Origin of the sequence: Vibrio campbellii CAIM 519 = NBRC 15631 = ATCC 25920, assembly GCF_002163755.1 — a bacterium.
Classification (GTDB): Bacteria; Pseudomonadota; Gammaproteobacteria; order Enterobacterales; family Vibrionaceae; genus Vibrio; species Vibrio campbellii.
Map to the genome: position 1 here is coordinate 419,652 of NZ_CP015863.1, position 18,851 is coordinate 438,502.

The window sequence follows — 18,851 nt, forward strand, 5'->3', positions numbered from 1 at the left end:
ATGCAAGCATCAACCTTTTTTGGTTTTGGGAGTTTGAATGAGCGTATTAGCCTTGAGGCTTCACTACCATAACGTTGATTGGTGAGTTCTCAACTACTTTGCTTGCTACAGAGCCCAGCATCACTTTGTTGATCTTTGAGCGTTTGTGGCTTGGCATAATGATAAGGTCAGCACCTAAGCGTTCAGCGTAATCAAGGATGGTTGCATACGCTTTGCCTTCTGCCACGTGGACTTTGTAAATGACTTCATCATCGATATGTTGGTCTGCAAAGGCTTTGAGCTGTTGCTTCACATCTTGCTTCATTTTCGCCGCCGCGTCTTTCGGGAAGTAAGTCGCGACCATCGACATATGAATACCAGGTAAGACAGTAAGCAAGTGAACTTCAGCGTTGGCTTGCTTTGCCTGCCATACCGCTAATTCAACGGCACGGTCAGAAAAGCCTTGGTCATTTAGATCAACCGGAACAAGAATTTGCTTGTACATTCAATGTCTCTCATTAAGGCCCCTTATCCTCGGGGCCAAATCGGTTATGCGCTCAGCTGTTCCTTACGAGCACGACGTTTTTGGTTCAGGGCAAGTACCAGCAAAATCATCAAACAAGGCACAAATACCCATTCTTTCATTGGTCGTTCAGCATCTTGAACTACCCATTTGATCTCCCAATCGAAGTCGATTCCTGAAGATTCTGCCGGGCTGCCAAATTCAACCATGTCTACGATCATTTTGCCGTCGTTCTCGGTCAGCATTAGGCCCATTGAAGAAAGTCGTTCTTCAGCGGTTGCCGCTTTATCTTCGAACGGAAGACGTACCGTTTTTTCAACGTAGTCACCTTCAAGGTTTTCTCCAGCGACACGTAACTCTATGGATTCTCCTACATTTAACCCTTCTGTGATTTGAGCTATCTCAACACCAGGAGAAAGAACTTTCGCTGGGTAGAGCATGTCCCACCAAAAACCAGGACGGAAGAACGAGAAGGTTAATACTAATAGTAGGATCGTTTCCCACCACTTGTTACGTGTGAACCACCAACCTTGTGTTGCCGCGGAGAAGATCAACATCGCAATAATGGAAGAGATCACGGTTAACGCTAGGTGCCACCATGAATCAATGCCCATCAACAAGAGTTGAGTGTTGAAGACGAACATGAATGGCAGAATTGCGGTTCGAATATCGTAGGTAAAGCCTTGAATACCTGTACGAATTGGATCTGACTTAGCAATTGCGGCAGCGGCAAAGGCAGCTAAACCTACAGGAGGTGTATCATCTGCAAGGATACCGAAATAGAACACAAATAAGTGCACCGCAATCAGTGGGATGATCAGGCCATGAGCCGCACCCAGAGTTACGATAACCGGTGCCATTAGCGTTGATACCACGATATAGTTTGCCGTCGTTGGCAGACCCATACCCAGGATCAAGCTGATTACTGCCGTAAACAGCAACATAAGGATGATGCTACCGCCAGAGATGAACTCGACGAAGTCTGTCATAACCAAACCAATACCGGTTAGTGTTACTACACCAACTACCGTACCTGCTGCAGCGGTTGCCACGCCGATACCGATCATGTTGCGTGCACCGGATACCAAACTCTCAGCGAGATCAACAAAACCGTCTTTGGTCTGCTCAACCAAGTCACCTTGTTTTGATAGCAAAGCAATCAGTGGGCGCTGCGTTAGCAAGATAAAGATCATGAACACGGTTGCCCAGAATGCTGACAGACCCGGTGAGAAGCGTTCTACAGTCAAACACCAAACCAGCACAACGATTGGTAGCAGATAGTGCAGACCAGATTTAATCGTTGGGCCTGGATCTGGAACCTCTGTGAGTTCTGCATCAATTTCAATTGCGCCGTCTTTGGTGTGGTTTGCTGAAATCTTCACCAGACCGACGTAAGCAATTAATAGGGCGACGGTTACAATGGTTGTTGCTGCATCGCCAAATACGTCTTTAGTCCAACCCACACCGTAGTAAACCAAGGCGCTGATGACGCACAAGCCAAGGATAGTGCCAGTAAATGACAATAGGCTTTGTAGCATGGTTGGGTTGTGGCGACGAGGAAGGCCGGTCATGCCTGCTTTACATGCTTCAAGGTGAACGATGTAAATCAGAGCAATGTATGAAATAAGTGCAGGAAGTAGGGCTGCTTTGATTACCTCAACATAAGAGATACCCACATATTCAACCATTAGGAAGGCCGCAGCGCCCATGATAGGCGGCGTTAGCTGGCCATTCGTCGACGCAGCAACTTCAACCGCACCAGCTTTTGTACCCGGGAAGCCTACTCGCTTCATCAGTGGAATCGTAAAGGTACCTGTGGTTACTACGTTTGCGATGGATGAGCCCGAAACCAGACCAGATAGGCCGGATGCAACGACAGCCGCTTTTGCAGGACCGCCCTTCATGTGACCAAGCAGTGAGAAGGCGACTTTAATGAAGTAAGCACCTGCGCCCGCGCGTTCTAGCATGGCACCGAAAAGTACGAACAAGAATACAAACGAAGTCGATACGCCAAGTGCAACACCGAATACGCCTTCTGTGGTTAGCCATAAGTGTGACATTGCTTTGTTTAAGCTTGCACCTTTATGAGCAATAACATCTGGCATATATGGACCGGCAAAGGTGTAGGTCAGAAATACTGCAGCAACGACCATCAACGGTGGACCCAGTGCACGACGCGTTGCTTCAAGCAATAGAGCCATACCCGTTACTGAGACTACGATGTCAACGGTTGTCGGTGCACCAGAGCGCCCGGCCAGTTCTGTATAGAAAATATAAATGTAAGCTGCAGCAAAGCTACCCGCTAATGCCAATACCCAGTCGATTAATGGGATATGGTCACGCGGAGAGTTCTTCATTGCTGGGTAAGCAGTGAAAGCGAGGAAAGTGGCAAAAGTTAAATGAATTGCTCGCGCTTCAGTATCGTTGAGTACGCCAAAATTAAAAATAAATGGTAGCGGAGAGGCATACCATAATTGAAATAGCGACCAGCACAGTGGTACGAACCATAAGATTCTACCTTGCAAGCCCATTGGGCTACGCGCACCAGTGTCTGCCTGAGCCACCATTTCTTGCACATCTTGTGACGGAGTGTTGTTCGTCGCCATGTACTTTTTCCTTATTATTGATGGTCCTGTCTGTATTGTGTATCGAGAACCCCGCTTCGCTATAACAGTGTAGTGAATAGAGCGAAGTTTGCTTTCGAGTGAATCGCTACAAATCTGTAACCCATTGATTTGTGGGTAAAGGAAATGTGCGGTTTCTTTTTTTAGGTGTGAGCGCGATTTCTGAAAGAAATCGGCAGATTGCATTATGCAAGTTGAACAAAGCATGCTGGCAAACGATCGTTACCAGCATACTTAATCAGGCAGAAAACCATCCTTTTCTGCCCGAGCTTGAAGTCAGTAGTTGCTTACTTAAGCAGGCCTACTTCTTTGTAGTATTTTTCCGCACCTGGGTGAAGAGGGATAGAAAGACCAGCTTTCACCATGTCTTCTTTCTTCAGGTTTGCAAATGCAGGGTGTAGGCGTTTGAATGTATCGAAGTTTTCGAATACTGCTTTTGCAACATTGTAAGCAACGTCATCTGAAACATCAGAGGTCGTTACCATTGTCGCCGCAACACCGAAGCTGTTTACGTCTTTATCTGTACCACGGTACATGCCAGCAGGTACTGTGCTGAATGCGTAGTAAGGGTTGTTAGCAACGATCTTTTCGATTTCAGCGCCTGTCGCTGGGACAAGTTTCGCATCACAAGAGGTTGTTGCTTCTTTGATTGAACCGTTCGGGTGACCAACCATGTAGATGAATGCGTCGATCTTGTTGTCACATAGTGCTTGTGAACGCTCAGAGCCTTTTAGCTCAGATGCCAGTTTGAAGCTGTCGTTTGTCCAGCCCATTGCATCCATCACTACACCCATTGTCGCGCGGTCACCAGAGCCTGGGTTACCGATGTTGACACGTTTACCTTTAAGGTCTTGAACGTTTTCGATACCAGAATCTGCACGTGCGATGATGTTAAAAGGTTCTGTATGAAGAGAGAACATTGCACGTAGCTTTTTGTACGGGCCTTGTTCAGCAAACTTGCTCGTACCGTTATAGCCATGGTATTGCCAATCCGATTGCACGATACCAAAGTCTAGCTCGCCAGCACGGATAGTGTTGACGTTATAAATTGAGCCGCCAGTCGATTCTACTGAACAACGAATGTTGTGATCTTTACGACCTTTGTTTACCAATTTACAAATAGCACCACCAGTAGGGTAGTAAACACCTGTAACAGAGCCAGTACCGATAGTAATAAACTCTTGAGCGTTAACTGCGCCTGCGCCCATAACTGCTGCAGCGATAGCGCCTACTTTTAGAAGTTTGTTAAATGCCATGAATTTCCTTCCTTATATTCATTATTAACCCGGAAATAACCTTAAATTATTTCAGGAGTTTCCTATTCGGAAACGGCATCTTTTCCAATCCAATCGTTTGAAAAAGCGAGCGAATCATAACAAAAAATTGGCAGAAAATTATCCGATTGTTAAAACTTATAGCGAATAAGTCTAAATCATGCGACAAGTGCCGGAGATGAATTTGATATTTAATTCTTTCCAGAACAAATACTTATGCTCGGTTTTGATAGGAGTATTAAAAAAATCAATAGCGTGATGTTAATCACAAAAGTGGTGGGTGAAAAATAATCTGAGAAATCAAAAATTTTACATTTTTCATGGGCTACAAAACTCAACGAATTTCATAGCCCACAAACAGTTACTTAGCCTGTGTATTCGAAAAGTTCACACACTGACTTGAACAATTGTTCTGTAGAAACTGGCATTGTTGGGGTAATGAAGATGGTGTCATCGCCTGCTACTACGCCAAGAATACCCTCAGATTTACCCAAAGAATCCAGTAGGCGGGCAATCAATTGAGCTGCACCAGGGCCAGTGTGGATGACTACTAATGCTGCGTTGTGGTCGATATCTAAGACCAACTCACGTAGAGAGCTACTTACTGTAGGTACACCTAATTCTGCTGGTAGACAGTAAACCATCTCCATTTTTGCATTACGTGTACGAACCGCACCAAACTTTGTCAGCATACGGGAGACTTTAGATTGGTTGATGCTTTCAAAACCTTGTTGTTTTAGTGCATCTACGATCTCGCCCTGTGAACCGAAGCTCTCTTCTTTTAATAAGGCTTTAAAAGCGCGAACTAAGTTATCTTGTTTTTCTGAATTGCGCATAGTCGTTATGATTCTCTTATTCAAGGGTCAGAAATTTTGCATATTCTCGCATATATATTCATGCAGTGCCAAAAAGTCACGGTAATATGTTAATTCCATCACTGTAAACCCTATACAGGACAGGGTTCTTTATGTGTAAAAATACTGACCTATTTATTGCACTGAATTTCTTGTCATTTCAACAGAATAACCGAATAATCAGCGCTCTGTTTGTAGCACGGTAACACTGAGTTGCGCGAGGTCGCAAAGCTGACGTTAATTGATTGTAATCAAGTTGTGATTCCGATAGCTTTGTTTCAGCTGGTTACAAAATACCCGACGAATACGTTTATAAGAGAAATACTCTCAAGGAGAACTACATGAAAGTAGCCGTTATTGGTGCCGCAGGTGGCATCGGTCAAGCCCTGGCCCTTCTACTTAAGAACCGCCTTCCTGCAGGTTCTGATTTAGCCCTATACGATATTGCTCCAGTAACTCCTGGTGTGGCTGCTGATCTTAGCCATATCCCAACTCCGGTTTCTATCAAAGGTTACGCTGGTGAAGATCCAACGCCTGCACTTGAAGGTGCAGACGTAGTACTGATCTCTGCTGGTGTAGCTCGTAAGCCTGGTATGGATCGTGCAGATCTGTTCAATGTAAATGCTGGTATCGTTAAATCGCTAGCAGAAAAGATCGCCGTTGTGTGCCCTACAGCATGTGTAGGTATCATCACTAACCCAGTTAACACGACAGTGCCAATCGCTGCTGAAGTTCTGAAAAAAGCGGGCGTTTACGACAAACGCAAACTGTTCGGTGTAACAACACTAGACGTTATCCGTTCAGAAACATTCGTCGCAGAGCTGAAAGACAAAGATCCAGGTGACGTTCGCGTTCCTGTGATCGGTGGCCACTCTGGCGTAACCATTCTTCCTCTACTTTCTCAAGTTGAAGGCGTTGAGTTTACTGCTGAAGAAGTGGAAGCGCTAACGAAGCGTATCCAGAACGCAGGTACAGAAGTTGTAGAAGCGAAAGCGGGTGGCGGTAGCGCAACTCTATCTATGGGTCAGGCGGCGTGTCGCTTTGGTCTAGCGCTAGTTCGCGCTCTTCAAGGTGAAGAAGGCGTGGTTGAGTGTGCGTACGTTGAAGGCGACAGCGAGCATGCACCATACTTCGCACAACCTGTGAAGCTAGGTAAAGACGGCGTAGAAGAAGTACTAAGCTACGGCGCATTGAGCGACTACGAAAAGTCGGCGCTTGACGGTATGTTAGAAACGCTAAATGGCGACATTAACATTGGTGTTGAGTTTGCCAAGTAAGCTTCTTGCTCTGTAGAAGCCATATAAAAGACGAAAGCCGATCGTACGATCGGCTTTTTTGATCCTTTCATCCCAAAGCGCGTAACAGAGTCAGTATCAAGCCATTTTGTGAAGGAGAAGATGATGGAAGCGAGTCGAATCCGTAAAGGTATGGTTGTAGAGTGTCAGCAAGGGGTGGGAACCATCTTAGTGGTTGACCAAGAAGCAGAAACGGTATTGTTGGCTAAGCAGGGCTCGGAAGAGCAATTGGCGGTAAGCTTTGACGAGATCGAAGACAACCCTCAACTACATGGTAATTGTGATCAGTACTATTAGGTTTAACACCCATCCAACAAACCACAGACAAAAAAAGGAAGAGCTCAGCTCTTCCTTTTTACTTTAGGATCTTTCTATTCAGCCTTAGCTAGTTCGCTTCACGGCCATGTGAGCGAGAGTAACCAATGCTTGCTTATAATCGGATTCAGGCAGAACAGACAGTTCAGCAATCGCTTTATCAGCTTCTTCTAGTGCTTTGTGTGTCGTGTACTCAAGAGAACCAGCTTCTTGCATGACTGCTAAGATGTCTTCTAATCGATCCATGCCGTTGGCTTTCTCGATTGCTTCACGAATCATCGCTGTGTTCTCTGGCGTTGTATTACGCATCGCATGCAAAAGAGGGAGCGTTGGTTTGCCTTCTGCTAGGTCGTCGCCAACATTCTTACCCATGTCTTCACCGTCAGACGTATAGTCCATAACGTCATCGATAAGTTGGAATGCGGTACCCAGATATTTGCCGTAGTTTTGCAGCGCAACTTCTACGTTTTCTGGAGCGTCATTTAAGATCGCACCAATTTGCGTTGCCGACTCAAACAGACGAGCCGTTTTCGAGTAGATGACCTGCATGTAGCTTTCTTCAGTGGTGTCAGGATCATTGCAGTTCATTAACTGCTGAACTTCACCTTCTGCGATCACATTTACTGCATCACTCATTAGTTTAAGGATCTTCATTGATCCTAGCTCAGTCATCATTTGGAATGAGCGAGTGTAAATAAAGTCCCCAACTAATACGCTCGCCGCATTACCAAATGCAGCGTTCGCCGTCGCTTTACCACGACGCATGTCTGACTCATCAACTACATCATCGTGCAGCAGAGTTGCTGTATGGATGAACTCGATAAATGCCGCCGCCATAGTATGGCCGTTACCTTGGTAACCAAGAGCACGTGCTGACAATATCGCCAGAAGTGGTCTCAAGCGTTTGCCTCCACCACTTACGATATAGAAACCGAGTTGGTTGATTAAAGAGACATCAGAATTTAGTTGGGCTTGAATTGTTTCATTCACTTTTGCCATGTCATCGGCAGTAAGCGCTTGGATAGTTTTAAAATCCATCGTATATCCGGCTGAAGTTAGACCCTGCAAGGCTTATTCGATTTATATAATTGTCGAATAATACACTAAAAAACGTTGATTAATACATTACTAAAGGGCATGATTGCCGCACTTTTCTTTGGCGATTAGCTTTTCGCCAATTTTTTCAAAATATGGCTTGTCATAGGGGCATCTCTTCTGTAGAATCTGCGCCCTATTGATGATTAGTTTAGCGCACACCCTCATGAAAAGGCTGTGCGGAAAAAGCGGAGTAAAATATGTACGCTGTTTTCCAATCTGGTGGTAAACAACACCGTGTAAGCGAAGGTCAAACTCTTCGTTTAGAGAAATTAGACGTTGAAACTGGTGCAACTGTAGAATTTGATAAAGTTCTTCTTGTTGCTAACGGCGAAGACATCAAAGTTGGTGCTCCTCTTGTAGAGGGCGGCAAAGTTGTTGCTGAAGTTGTACAACACGGTCGTGGCGATAAAGTTAAAATCGTTAAGTTCCGTCGTCGTAAGCACTCTCGTAAGCAACAGGGTCACCGTCAGTGGTTCACTGAAGTGAAGATCACTGGTATCAACGCTTAATCTATTAGGAGAGTTTAACAATGGCACACAAAAAAGCTGGTGGTTCTACTCGTAACGGCCGCGATTCAGAAAGCAAACGTCTAGGTGTTAAGCGTTTCGGTGGTGAATCTGTTCTTGCAGGTAACATCATCGTTCGTCAACGTGGTACTAAGTTCCACGCTGGTAACAACGTAGGTATCGGTAAAGACCACACTCTATTCGCTCTTACTGAAGGTAAAGTGAAGTTCGAGGTTAAAGGTCCTAAGAACCGTAAGTTTGTAAGCATCGAAGCTGAGTAATTTTACCTTTTAGGTTAATTACTAAAGCTTTAAAGCTGAATTCAAAAGCCCTGCCGATTCGGCGGGGTTTTTTATTTGTAGCAGTCGACATATCGAAGTTTCTCGTCCTTACCTCGAACGGTAGGTATCTGGGAGCTTAGATCTGTCATCTGCTAAAATTGTTTGATGACAAGTCAGATTTAATCCACGCACGAAGTAGTCGGAGTAAAAGATGAAGTTCGTAGATGAAGCGGTAGTAAAAGTTCAGGCTGGTGACGGCGGTAGCGGCGTTGTAAGTTTCTGGCGTGAAAAATTCATCACTAAAGGTGGCCCAGATGGTGGCGACGGTGGTGATGGTGGTGATGTATATATCCAAGCCGATGAAAACCTAAATACCCTGATCGATTACCGTTTCCAACGCTTTTACGAAGCAGAACGCGGTGAAAACGGTCGCGGCGGTAACTGTACTGGTAAACGTGGTAAAGACATCACACTTCGCGTACCAGTAGGTACTCGCGCAGTTGATATCCATACCAATGAAATCGTTGCAGAAGTAGCAGAACACGGTAAGAAAGTGATGGTCGCTAAAGGCGGCTGGCACGGTCTTGGTAACACGCGTTTTAAATCTTCAGTAAACCGCGCTCCTCGTCAGAGAACGCTGGGTACTAAAGGTGAAATCCGTGAAATCCGTCTAGAGCTATTGCTATTGGCTGATGTTGGTATGCTTGGTCTACCTAACGCAGGTAAATCAACCTTTATCCGCGCAGTATCAGCAGCAAAACCAAAAGTAGCAGATTACCCATTTACTACGTTAATCCCAAGCTTGGGTGTGGTGAGTGTGGTTCCTGAGAAGAGCTTTGTGGTTGCAGACATTCCCGGTCTAATCGAAGGCGCAGCTGACGGTGCTGGTCTAGGTATTCGCTTCCTTAAGCACCTAGAGCGTTGCCGCGTATTGCTGCACATGATTGATATCATGCCTATCGATCAGTCAGATCCAATTCAAAATGCCCTAACCATCATTGATGAACTGGAGCAGTACAGTGAAAAACTAGCAGGCAAACCTCGTTGGCTAGTCTTCAACAAAACAGATCTGATGCCAGAAGAAGAAGCGAATGAAAAGATCCAAGAGATCTTGGATGCGCTAGGTTGGGAAGACGAGTACTTTAAGATCTCGGCGATCAACCGTAACGGTACAAAAGAGCTTTGCTACAAGTTAGCTGACTTTATGGAAAACCTACCTCGTGAAGAGGAAGAAGTTGCTGAAGAAGATAAAGTAAACTTCATGTGGGATGACTACCATAAAGACGCGATCGCTGGCAAAGACGTTATCACTGAAGAAGATGACGACGATTGGGATGATTGGGACGATGAAGAAGACGACGGTCACGTTGTTTACGTCCGCGACTAATCGCTAGCTAATTTATTAAGCCGCAATGTTTATTGCGGCTTTTTTTGTATCTAAATCATGTTTAGACGATGTGATTTGCGGCACAATAATGAGCTTAACGGACTTAGGAAGTATTTATGACATCGGAAGTTATATCGTCTTGTGCAACGACGGCATCCAACCAAAGGGCTATTTCTCGGCTCGTTGCCCAAGCTGGGCAAATGCTATTAGCACACGGGGCAGAGAGCACGCTTGTGAGTGACATCATGCAGCGCATCGGTATTGCCTGTGGTGTCAGCGAAGTGGCAGTGGCATTATCTGCGAATGCTTTGGTGGTCACGACAGTCAAAGACGATCACTGCATTACAACAACCAGAAGTTGCGCCGATCGCGGGATCAACATGCGAGTGATCACCCAGATCCAACGCATTTGTATCATGATGGAGCGCGGCTTGCTCGATGTGAGAATGGCGCAGAAGAAACTCAACACCATTAGCCCTGAGCGCTATAACCGTTGGTTAGTGGTGTTTATGATCGGCCTTTCGTGCGCGGCCTTCAGCCATTTAGCTGGAGGAGACTTAGGTGTGTTTGTCATGACGTTTCTTGCTTCTGCTGGCGGTATGACCGTTAGACAAGAAATTGGCCATCGCCACTTTAACCCTCTTCTCAACTTCGCTGTCACGGCGTTTGTGACCACACTAATCTCAGCTCAAGCGGTGATTTTTGACATTGGTAACTTGCCAACCGTTGCTATGGCATCCTCAGTATTAATGCTGGTTCCTGGTTTTCCATTGATTAACTCGGTCGCCGATATGCTGAAAGGCCATATCAACATGGGCATCGCACGATTCACTATGGCGAGCTTGCTTACTCTCGCAACTTGCCTTGGCATTGTAGCGGCAATGGAAGTCACTGGTATCTGGGGGTGGATGAGCTAATGAGTGTGTTTGATTTGGCCTTAGGGCTCTTAAACGATCTGTTCTTTGCCGCTATTCCTGCCGTTGGTTTTGCAGTGGTGTTTAACGTGCCACAGAAGGCGCTGAAGTACTGTGCGATAGGCGGTGCGATTGGTCACGGCAGCCGCTATTTAATGATGCACTTCGGCTTACCAATTGAGTGGGCAACGTTTTTTGCGGCGACGTTAGTAGGTTTAATCGGTGTTCACTGGTCTCATCGTTTTCTTGCCCACCCAAAAGTCTTCACTGTGGCAGCTTTGATTCCTATGGTTCCGGGTGTATTCGCTTATAAAGCAATGATTGCCATGGTGGAGATAAACCACTTAGGTTACTCACCTGAACTTATTGCGACGTGCATGGAAAACTTTCTTAAAGCGATGTTTATTATTGCAGGCTTAGCGGTTGGCTTGGCGGTTCCGGGGCTGCTATTCTATCGCCGTCGACCAATAGTTTAAGGACACAGTATGATCATCAGCATGATTGCCGCGATGGCAGACAACCGAATCATCGGTAAAGACAACCAGATGCCTTGGCATCTTCCGGCAGATTTTGCATGGTTTAAGCGCTGTACAATGGGTAAGCCTGTTGTGATGGGACGTAAAACTTATGAATCAATCGGATGTCCTTTACCTGGCCGTTTGAATATTGTCATCAGCCGTGATGCTTCACTTTTCATCGAAGGTGTCACGACCGTTACGTCGGTTGAGCAAGCGCTTGAGGTTGCTGCTGAAGTGGAAGAAGTGATGATCATTGGTGGTGGGGCGATTTATGCTGCGTGTTTACCGATGGCTAACAAACTGTATATCACGCATATTGAAGCCGAAATTCAGGGCGATACTCAGTTCCCAGATTGGGGAAATGAGTTTAAAGAAACATACTCTGAAGCGTATCAAGCGGATGAGAAAAACGCTTACAACATGCGTTTTACGATTTTAGAAAAATAATCAAATTGAGCCGAATAAGAAAAGCACCGCAAATGCGGTGCTTTTTGTTTTCTAGCCCGGCAATCGGGGGCTGTTAACTGAGTGCTTGTTGAGTGAAAACTTGCTTGTCTTCCCAACGAATCATGGTGAGCGAGCCTCCCCAAACGCAGCCAGTATCAAGACCAATGATGCTTTCATCTATATGACCTTGCAGTGCAGCCCAGTGGCCAAACAACACCGCTTTTTCTAAAGGAACACGTTGTGGCAGTTTGAACCACGGCACGAGCTCATCTTCCGAGACCTCTTGCGGTGGTAGTTTGCAATCCATATCTAAGCGACCATCAGGGAAGCAAAAACGCATGCGAGTAAATGCATTGATGGTGTAGCGATAGCGGTCGAGTCCTGAAAGGGATTCATCCCATAGATCAGGCTGGTTGCTGTACATATTTTCTAGCAGCCAAGGCAATTGTTTACTTCGAATGATCGCTTCCACTTCACGTGCACAGCTTCTAGCAGTATCAAGATCCCATAGTGGAGAGATGCCTGCATGACACATGGCAAAGTCATCGTGTTCTGCCAACAGTGGTTGTTGTGATAGCCAAGTCAGCAGTTCTTTTTTGTCTGGAGCAGAGAAGATTGGCGCCGTCTTATCCTTGTCTTTGACCTTTTTTAGCCCTTGAGAAACGGCCATTAGGTGCAAGTCATGGTTCCCCAAAACGACTTTTGCGCTGTCACCAAGAGACTTAACAAAACGCAATGTCTCTAGAGACTTAGGCCCTCGAGCGACAAGGTCGCCAGCCAACCAAAGTTGGTCATGTGACGCAGAAAAATTGACTCGCTCTAGCAGTTGTTGCAGTTCATCAAAACAGCCTTGGATATCACCAACAATATAGGTAGCCACTGAGTCTCCTAATTAATTTAACACGTTTGGTATCGCCAAACGGAATGGGTCGATCTCGGTGATAAATTCATTGCCCTTTTCATCCAGCAGAATGTAGTGTCCTTGCATTACTCCAACCGGCGTCTCAAGTGCGGTGCCACTACTGTAGGTGTATTCGTCGTTGCCGGAAATAAAAGGTTGCTGACCGACGACACCTTCGCCTTCTACGGTCATTTGCTTGCCATTGGAATCGGTAATCAACCAGCGGCGGCTGATTAATTGCACGGTTTGTTGGCTGAGGTTTTTTATAGTAATGACGTAAGCAAAAACGTAGCGTTGCAGTTCAGGGTTGGACTGTTCTTCAATGTATTTAGTATGAACTTGAATTTTGATGCAGGGTTGAATGACGTCCATGTGCACTCCTAGAGAAACGTAATATCCCAATAATAATAAGCCAAACCGGCAGGGGTTTGGCTTATCGTTTGAGTTCTTAGTGCTGCGGGTTATCCGCGAGCCAGTTCGCCATGGCGACGAATTGTTGTAGCGTCAGGTTCTCTGGACGCATGCTTGGATTGACACCAAGCTCTTCCAACACTTCTGCACTTATCAGTGCTTTGTAACAGTTACGTACTGTTTTACGGCGTTGGTTAAAGCCTTCACGACATACTCGCTCTAGCAAACGTAAATCTTTTGCAGGATGTGGCAGCTCTTCGTAAGGCACAAGACGAACAACAGCAGAGTCTACTTTTGGTGGCGGAACAAACGCCGTTGGCGGTACTTCTAGTACAGGTACAACTTTACAGTAGTATTGAGCCATAACCGTTAGACGGCCGTAAGCTTTGCTGCCAGGGCCTGCTGCCAGACGATTTACCACTTCTTTTTGAAGCATAAAGTGCATGTCTTGAATGTCTTTATGGAATTCAAATAAGTGGAACATCAATGGTGTAGAGATGTTGTATGGCAAGTTACCGAAGATACGTAGCTTGTTGTTTGGCTTCACCAACTGAGTGAAGTCAAAGCGCATTGCATCGCCTTCATGAATTGTAAGCTTGTCAGCCAATTCTGGGTGGTTGCGTAGACGCTCTGCTAGATCTCGGTCTAATTCTATAACCGTGAACTTATCGACTTCGCGGCCAACAGGTTCGGTTATTGCACCAAGGCCCGGGCCGATCTCAACAAGGTTCTGACCTGGTCTTGGGTTAATTGCTGATACGATACCGTCAATAATGTACGGATCGTTCAGGAAGTTTTGACCAAAACGTTTACGCGCTTTGTGTCCTAAATGGACATCATTTCTCATTGTTTCTTCTCTACCAATTCTATCGCATGCGTGAGCGCTGTTCGGAAGCTCCCTGTATCCGCTTGACCTGTCCCTGCCAGCTCTAATGCAGTACCGTGATCCACCGAGGTTCTTATAAATGGTAGACCAAGCGTAATGTTTACTGAACGACCAAAGCCTTTGTATTTTAATACTGGCAACACTTGATCGTGGTACATACCTAAAACAGCATCAGCATCGTTTAAATACTTTTCATTGAAAATGGTGTCTGCCGGCAATGGGCCGATCAGATTGATGCCTTTTTCTTGTCGAATCTTTTCCAATGTCGGAGTGATGGTCTCGATCTCTTCGCGACCCAAACAGCCATCTTCTCCCGCATGTGGATTTAGCCCGCAAACATAGATGTTTGGTTGGGAGATGGCAAATTTTTCTACAAGATCTTTATGAAGAATATCGATGATTTTTTCTAATCGCTCTTCCGTGACGGCTTTAGATACGTAAGCCAAAGGAATATGCGTCGTTACTAGAGCAACTCGCAGTCCTTCGGTGGCTAGCATCATCACGACCAACGGTGTGTTGGATTTCTCGGCGAAGAATTCAGTATGCCCACTGAACGCAACACCAGAGCGATTGATCACCCCCTTATGTACAGGGCCGGTGACAATAGCATCAAATTCATCATTCATACAGCCCAAAGCGGCTCTTTCTAGCGTTTTTAATACGTAGTGGCCGTTGGCTTCATTAAGTTGACCGGCTACCGCAGTCTCTGCGATTTCGATGTGGTCTACGATTAGGGTGCCAGCTTGTTGCGCCTTGGGTGCTTCTTCTGGATTGTAATCAAACAGTTGAACGTTTATGCCAAGTTGATTGGCTCTTTCTGCCAATACATTTTTGTCTGCACATACGACGATTTGGTGCGCCCAGTCTTCCTTAGATAGGGCCAGCACCAAATCAGGGCCGATGCCCGCAGGTTCCCCTGCGGTCACGACGATTCTACGAATCGAATTAGTTGCCATCATTGTCATCCACGATTTCAACGAATGCGCTTGCGCGTAGCTCTTGCATCCATGCGCCAGCTTCTTCATTAAACTTACGGTTAAATAGAATGCGGTAAGCTTTGTTCTTCATTGCTGAGTCTGTGCGGTCGACTTGGCGACGGTCTAGTACTTCAACAATGTGCCAACCGTGTACGGTTTTGAACGGTGCACTGATTGAGCCTACTGGTAGTGTTTCTACTTGGTGTTTAAATTCTGGTACGTATAAGTCAGGTGTTTGGTAACCCAGTTCTCCATTTTGAGCGGCTGAACCTGGGTCTTGGCTGTATTGCGTTGCCAATTGACCGAAGGTCGCCTCGCCTGCTTTGATGCGGCGGATGAACTCGTTTAGTTCTTTCTTCGCACCGTCGTCACTTAAGATAACGGTTGGTTTGATAAGGATATGGCGAGCATTTACTTCTGTGACCGCTACGGTTTCAAGACCTTTCACATCTTCAATTTTTAGGATGTGGAAACCGATGCCGCTGCGGAATGGGCCAATGATACTGCCTTTGTTTTGCATCTTGATTTGGTCAGCAAAGATGGTCGGCATTTCTTCTTTACGCATCCAACCCCAATCACCACCTTGTAGTGCTTTCGGGCCTTTTGAGTAGGTGTACGCCATTTCAGAGAAATCTGCACCGTCTTTGAGTTTCTTAACCAATGCATTGGCTTCTGCTTCGACTTCTGACTTGTCTTTGTCGTCAGAGAAACGAAGTTGGATATGGCCAATCTTGTACTGAACGGTTGCGTTAGTTTCTTTCGCCAATTGGTCTGCAAGGCTATCTACCTCAGCAGGAAGAATGTTGATACGACGACGAACCAGTGCATTACGCGCTTCAGAAGCGGCAATTTCTTTACGAATCTGTTCGCGGAATTCAGAGTAGCTTAGACCTTCTGCTTGTACAGAGGCTGCCAACTGTTCCACGCTTTGGTTGTTGTTGCGAGCAATCTCTGCAATCGCTTGATTGAGGCGGTTGTCATCGATACGTACACCGATACGCTCAGCTTCTTGGCCTTGAAGCGTGTCGATAATAAGCTTTTCTACCACTTGGTCTTTCAGCACGCTTGCTGAAGGTAGACTCTTGCCACTTTGGCGAGCGTTTGCCTGAAGCGTTTTCATCGCGGTATCGATGTCGCTTTGCAGAATCACACCATCGTTTACGATGACTGCAACCTTATCAAGCTCTACTGGCGCTGCTGTTACACCACAAGAAAGTAGGGTGGTGAATAAGAGTGATTTCCAAATTTTCATTAAAAATTCCGTCAGTAATAGTGATTAAGCGTCTTGTTATAGGTAAGACGCTTAATTTGATTAATTGTTCAAATAGAATGGTCGACCGTATTTGATCGCATTGTCTGAGCCATCAAGTTCTTTCGCGGCGGTATCTGCACGTTGGTTGGTCGCAAAACCCTGAATACCGAAGTTAACACTGATGTTATTTTCATATTTCGGTGATGAACCATCGCTACCGATCGCTTTTTCATCCCAGCCCAATAGTTGGTTTGAGTAGGTTAGACCGAAGTACCAACAATCTGATTGGTAGCGCAAGCTGGCTAGCCACTCCATATCAATATTTTCATTTAGGTCGTAGTAGTACTGACCGCTTGCAGACCAGCTCGGGTTGAACTCGTATGCCGCTACGATACCCGCTTGTGAAATGCCTTTACGAGTGATCGTATCTAAGTTTTCGACAATGATCGTATCTTCGATGTACTCACGCGTTACGTAGCGGTAGTTACCTTGAATAAAACCGCCGTTAAATTGGTATTCCAAGGTACTGTTTGCCAGTTGCATTGAGCTCAAGTCGATGTCGTACTGGAGGCCACCGTGGTAGAACAGGTAATCGTTGTAGTTGAAATCGGTTTCAATTGCCCATGACGAGTAGTTTGACGTTTCATCGGGCATGCTTGGGTTATTGCTGAGCTTAGTCTTCTTGTCGAAGTAGTAGATCTGACCAAACGAAACGTTCAATCGTTCTTTGTAATCATCATCGAAGAAACGAGTACTTGCACCGTAGCTTAACTGGTTTGCAGAAGCGATCTTGTCGATACCACTGTATTTACGGCTGCGGAATAGACCGTAGTAGTCGGTTTGCAGCAAGGTGGTGTCGTAGTTGTAGATGTTGCTCTGGTCTTCATCCGGCACATACAAGTATTGCAACTGTGGCTCAAGTGTTTGGGTATAGCCCTCAATCCAACTTGTATCACGCTCTAGGTACATACGCGCATGGGTACGGAATTCTGGGATGACACGTGAAACGCTTTCATCCAGTGTATTGCGTAGGTCTGGATCAGTCAGTCCTTCTAAGTCTTGCGAGTAGTATGTCGACAAGACGCGAGCTTCTGTAGTCCAAGTTGCCCAAGAGTTCGATAGAGGAATAGTAATGCCTGGCTCGACGTGAACACGGGTTGCATCTGGCTTCGCAGTATCATCGGTATCGAAGCGGCTAAGTTGGCTCTTCACATCGAAGTTTACGTAGTTACCCCAAAGTGGCGTGTAGTAGTTCAACTCAAGTTCAGGCAGAAGACGGTATGGTTGGTTGTCTTCTTCTAGCAGGATTTGGAAGTCACGGACTCGTAATGATGCATCCCAGAAGTTTGAGCGATATTTCACTTCACCTTCTTGGAGCAATTGGCCATCTTCACGGTTACCAATGTCGGAATCTAGATCTCGGAAGTAGTTGATATCACTCACTTTGGAGTAATCAAGGCTGACTACCCATTGCTTGTTGATAATACCATCGTGTTTAAATTGGTAACCCCAGCGCGACTCATCAAAGTACTTTTTGTCGCTGCCCATGTATTCGCCTTTGATCTCACCGTCACCCCAACCATCGGTTAGGTAGCGGAAATCAGTATCCAGCTTATTACCACGCTTTTGCATGTACATAGGTGTAATCGTCATGTCGTACTGTGGCGCGATATTCCAGTAAAATGGAAGCTCGACCTCCATACCATCACTCGAGCCATACGACATAGACGGGAATAGGAAACCCGTTTTACGTGTGTCGCCAATTGGCATGGTCATATACGGTACGTAGAAAACGGGCACATCCAATATTTCGAAACGTGGGTGGTGCAGGGTTGCTGTCTCTTCGTCTTGGTCGACATCAATGCCCGATGCAACTAGGCGCCAAGCGTTATCGCCCTGAGGACAAGAGGTAATCGATCCATCTTCTAACTCATACACTGACTGACCAGTACGCGCGATGTATGCCGCTGTGCCTCGACCTTGTTGGCAAAGGAACTGATAATCGGTGTTTTCGAGTGAGAAGGTATCTCGGTTGATGTCGTTGGTCACACGATCAGAACGTGCTTTCACTTTACCATCGTTGAAGGTCACGTTACCTTCGGCCACAACCACGTTGTCTTGTTGGTGAAGTGTTACGCTATCCGCGGTGATTTTCTTCGGGCCTTGCGTTACTTCAACGTTACCAGAGTACTGAGCTTTATCGCCATTGATGGCTTGTAAGCGGTCGGCTTGTACGACGACTTCAGAGTTAAGCGCGTCCTCCTCACCACTTGTTTCGACCAAACATTGATCTGTGGTGGGCATTTCCTGCACACTATCATTGATATTCGCTTCAGCTTGAGTGGTAGGTACAAACAAGGCGGTGCTGATAGAGGCCGCTAAACATGTGCGGGAGAAATGTTGCATTGA

19 protein-coding genes are annotated in these 18,851 nt (G+C 46.0%); 8 read left to right on the forward strand and 11 right to left on the reverse strand.

Annotated features, from left to right (window positions below; all coding sequences use genetic code 11):
* Positions 1–46 precede the first annotated feature (46 nt).
* The 4 genes from A8140_RS02125 to argR form a co-directional block, all read right to left on the reverse strand.
* Positions 47–484, reverse strand: a complete 438-nt coding sequence (locus A8140_RS02125) for a universal stress protein (RefSeq protein WP_005430588.1) — start codon at positions 482–484, stop codon at positions 47–49.
* A gap of 44 nt (positions 485–528) precedes the next feature.
* Entirely contained in the window at positions 529–3,108 is a 2,580-nt protein-coding gene (locus tag A8140_RS02130; RefSeq protein WP_005528585.1) for a TRAP transporter permease, read from the reverse strand.
* A 305-nt stretch (positions 3,109–3,413) separates the two neighbouring features.
* Positions 3,414–4,382: a TAXI family TRAP transporter solute-binding subunit gene (locus A8140_RS02135; RefSeq protein ID WP_005430525.1), complete on the reverse strand. Its 969-nt coding sequence runs from the start codon at positions 4,380–4,382 to the stop codon at positions 3,414–3,416.
* A 383-nt stretch (positions 4,383–4,765) separates the two neighbouring features.
* A complete protein-coding gene (argR, locus tag A8140_RS02140) occupies positions 4,766–5,236 on the reverse strand; it encodes a transcriptional regulator ArgR (protein WP_005430583.1) in 471 nt (156 codons plus the stop codon).
* Positions 5,237–5,595: 359 nt separating this feature from the next.
* On the opposite strand from argR, the gene mdh reads away from it, so the two are divergent.
* Both mdh and A8140_RS02150 read left to right on the forward strand, forming a co-directional pair.
* Positions 5,596–6,531 carry a malate dehydrogenase gene (gene mdh, locus A8140_RS02145; RefSeq protein WP_005430569.1) on the forward strand — a complete coding sequence of 312 codons (936 nt, stop codon included), beginning with the start codon at positions 5,596–5,598 and terminating at the stop codon, positions 6,529–6,531.
* 123 nt (positions 6,532–6,654) lie between these two features.
* The gene (locus A8140_RS02150; RefSeq protein WP_005430528.1) at positions 6,655–6,846 is read left to right on the forward strand and encodes a hypothetical protein; all 192 of its coding nucleotides are present in this window, start codon (positions 6,655–6,657) and stop codon (positions 6,844–6,846) included.
* An 84-nt stretch (positions 6,847–6,930) separates the two neighbouring features.
* Here A8140_RS02150 and ispB read toward each other — a convergent pair whose 3' ends face one another.
* Complete coding sequence (gene ispB, locus A8140_RS02155) at positions 6,931–7,902, reverse strand: octaprenyl diphosphate synthase (RefSeq protein ID WP_005528588.1); 972 nt, start codon at positions 7,900–7,902, stop codon at positions 6,931–6,933.
* Between the two features lie 257 nt (positions 7,903–8,159).
* Between ispB and rplU the strand changes: the two genes are divergently transcribed.
* From rplU to folA, 6 genes are all read left to right on the forward strand, one after another.
* Entirely contained in the window at positions 8,160–8,471 is a 312-nt protein-coding gene (gene rplU, locus A8140_RS02160) for a 50S ribosomal protein L21 (protein ID WP_000271393.1), read from the forward strand.
* A gap of 20 nt (positions 8,472–8,491) precedes the next feature.
* The gene (rpmA, locus tag A8140_RS02165; protein WP_005383095.1) at positions 8,492–8,749 is read left to right on the forward strand and encodes a 50S ribosomal protein L27; all 258 of its coding nucleotides are present in this window, start codon (positions 8,492–8,494) and stop codon (positions 8,747–8,749) included.
* Between the two features lie 211 nt (positions 8,750–8,960).
* A complete protein-coding gene (cgtA, locus tag A8140_RS02170) occupies positions 8,961–10,136 on the forward strand; it encodes an Obg family GTPase CgtA (RefSeq protein ID WP_005430443.1) in 1,176 nt (391 codons plus the stop codon).
* Positions 10,137–10,252: 116 nt separating this feature from the next.
* A complete protein-coding gene (locus A8140_RS02175) occupies positions 10,253–11,053 on the forward strand; it encodes a threonine/serine exporter family protein (protein ID WP_005528591.1) in 801 nt (266 codons plus the stop codon).
* Positions 11,053–11,526, forward strand: coding sequence for a threonine/serine exporter family protein (locus tag A8140_RS02180; RefSeq protein ID WP_005528593.1), 474 nt, complete (start codon positions 11,053–11,055; stop codon positions 11,524–11,526). The genes A8140_RS02175 and A8140_RS02180 overlap by 1 nt, the downstream gene beginning before the upstream one ends.
* A gap of 9 nt (positions 11,527–11,535) precedes the next feature.
* Positions 11,536–12,015 (forward strand): type 3 dihydrofolate reductase, encoded by a 480-nt coding sequence (gene folA / locus A8140_RS02185; RefSeq protein WP_005528595.1) that lies wholly within the window; start codon positions 11,536–11,538, stop codon positions 12,013–12,015.
* A 73-nt stretch (positions 12,016–12,088) separates the two neighbouring features.
* Here the strand turns inward: folA and apaH are convergent, their stop codons facing one another.
* The 6 genes from apaH to lptD form a co-directional block, all read right to left on the reverse strand.
* Positions 12,089–12,895 (reverse strand): bis(5'-nucleosyl)-tetraphosphatase (symmetrical) ApaH, encoded by an 807-nt coding sequence (apaH, locus tag A8140_RS02190; RefSeq protein WP_005528598.1) that lies wholly within the window; start codon positions 12,893–12,895, stop codon positions 12,089–12,091.
* Positions 12,896–12,907: 12 nt separating this feature from the next.
* Entirely contained in the window at positions 12,908–13,288 is a 381-nt protein-coding gene (gene apaG, locus A8140_RS02195; RefSeq protein ID WP_005528600.1) for a Co2+/Mg2+ efflux protein ApaG, read from the reverse strand.
* Positions 13,289–13,364: 76 nt separating this feature from the next.
* Positions 13,365–14,174 (reverse strand): 16S rRNA (adenine(1518)-N(6)/adenine(1519)-N(6))-dimethyltransferase RsmA, encoded by an 810-nt coding sequence (rsmA, locus tag A8140_RS02200; protein ID WP_005528601.1) that lies wholly within the window; start codon positions 14,172–14,174, stop codon positions 13,365–13,367.
* On the reverse strand, positions 14,171–15,169 hold the full coding sequence (gene pdxA, locus A8140_RS02205; RefSeq protein ID WP_005430439.1) for a 4-hydroxythreonine-4-phosphate dehydrogenase PdxA: 999 nt from the start codon (positions 15,167–15,169) through the stop codon (positions 14,171–14,173). The genes rsmA and pdxA overlap by 4 nt, the downstream gene beginning before the upstream one ends.
* A complete protein-coding gene (gene surA, locus A8140_RS02210) occupies positions 15,159–16,442 on the reverse strand; it encodes a peptidylprolyl isomerase SurA (RefSeq protein WP_005528603.1) in 1,284 nt (427 codons plus the stop codon). Before surA ends, pdxA begins: the two co-directional genes overlap by 11 nt.
* Positions 16,443–16,502: 60 nt before the next feature.
* The gene (gene lptD / locus A8140_RS02215) at positions 16,503–18,848 is read right to left on the reverse strand and encodes an LPS assembly protein LptD (RefSeq protein ID WP_005528605.1); all 2,346 of its coding nucleotides are present in this window, start codon (positions 18,846–18,848) and stop codon (positions 16,503–16,505) included.
* Between the last annotated feature and the right edge of the window lie 3 nt (positions 18,849–18,851).

What these genes read in the sequence shown, in the direction of transcription:
- rsmA (WP_005528601.1), bottom strand. Translation starts at nt 14,174, where the DNA reads ATGAGAAATGATGTCCATTTAGGACACAAAGCGCGTAAACGTTTTGGT.
- A8140_RS02125 (WP_005430588.1), bottom strand. Translation starts at nt 484, where the DNA reads ATGTACAAGCAAATTCTTGTTCCGGTTGATCTAAATGACCAAGGCTTT.
- folA (WP_005528595.1), top strand. Translation starts at nt 11,536, where the DNA reads ATGATCATCAGCATGATTGCCGCGATGGCAGACAACCGAATCATCGGT.
- A8140_RS02175 (WP_005528591.1), top strand. Translation starts at nt 10,253, where the DNA reads ATGACATCGGAAGTTATATCGTCTTGTGCAACGACGGCATCCAACCAA.
- mdh (WP_005430569.1), top strand. Translation starts at nt 5,596, where the DNA reads ATGAAAGTAGCCGTTATTGGTGCCGCAGGTGGCATCGGTCAAGCCCTG.
- rpmA (WP_005383095.1), top strand. Translation starts at nt 8,492, where the DNA reads ATGGCACACAAAAAAGCTGGTGGTTCTACTCGTAACGGCCGCGATTCA.
- argR (WP_005430583.1), bottom strand. Translation starts at nt 5,236, where the DNA reads ATGCGCAATTCAGAAAAACAAGATAACTTAGTTCGCGCTTTTAAAGCC.
- A8140_RS02150 (WP_005430528.1), top strand. Translation starts at nt 6,655, where the DNA reads ATGGAAGCGAGTCGAATCCGTAAAGGTATGGTTGTAGAGTGTCAGCAA.
- surA (WP_005528603.1), bottom strand. Translation starts at nt 16,442, where the DNA reads ATGAAAATTTGGAAATCACTCTTATTCACCACCCTACTTTCTTGTGGT.
- rplU (WP_000271393.1), top strand. Translation starts at nt 8,160, where the DNA reads ATGTACGCTGTTTTCCAATCTGGTGGTAAACAACACCGTGTAAGCGAA.
- cgtA (WP_005430443.1), top strand. Translation starts at nt 8,961, where the DNA reads ATGAAGTTCGTAGATGAAGCGGTAGTAAAAGTTCAGGCTGGTGACGGC.
- A8140_RS02130 (WP_005528585.1), bottom strand. Translation starts at nt 3,108, where the DNA reads ATGGCGACGAACAACACTCCGTCACAAGATGTGCAAGAAATGGTGGCT.
- ispB (WP_005528588.1), bottom strand. Translation starts at nt 7,902, where the DNA reads ATGGATTTTAAAACTATCCAAGCGCTTACTGCCGATGACATGGCAAAA.
- lptD (WP_005528605.1), bottom strand. Translation starts at nt 18,848, where the DNA reads ATGCAACATTTCTCCCGCACATGTTTAGCGGCCTCTATCAGCACCGCC.
- pdxA (WP_005430439.1), bottom strand. Translation starts at nt 15,169, where the DNA reads ATGGCAACTAATTCGATTCGTAGAATCGTCGTGACCGCAGGGGAACCT.
- apaG (WP_005528600.1), bottom strand. Translation starts at nt 13,288, where the DNA reads ATGGACGTCATTCAACCCTGCATCAAAATTCAAGTTCATACTAAATAC.
- A8140_RS02180 (WP_005528593.1), top strand. Translation starts at nt 11,053, where the DNA reads ATGAGTGTGTTTGATTTGGCCTTAGGGCTCTTAAACGATCTGTTCTTT.
- A8140_RS02135 (WP_005430525.1), bottom strand. Translation starts at nt 4,382, where the DNA reads ATGGCATTTAACAAACTTCTAAAAGTAGGCGCTATCGCTGCAGCAGTT.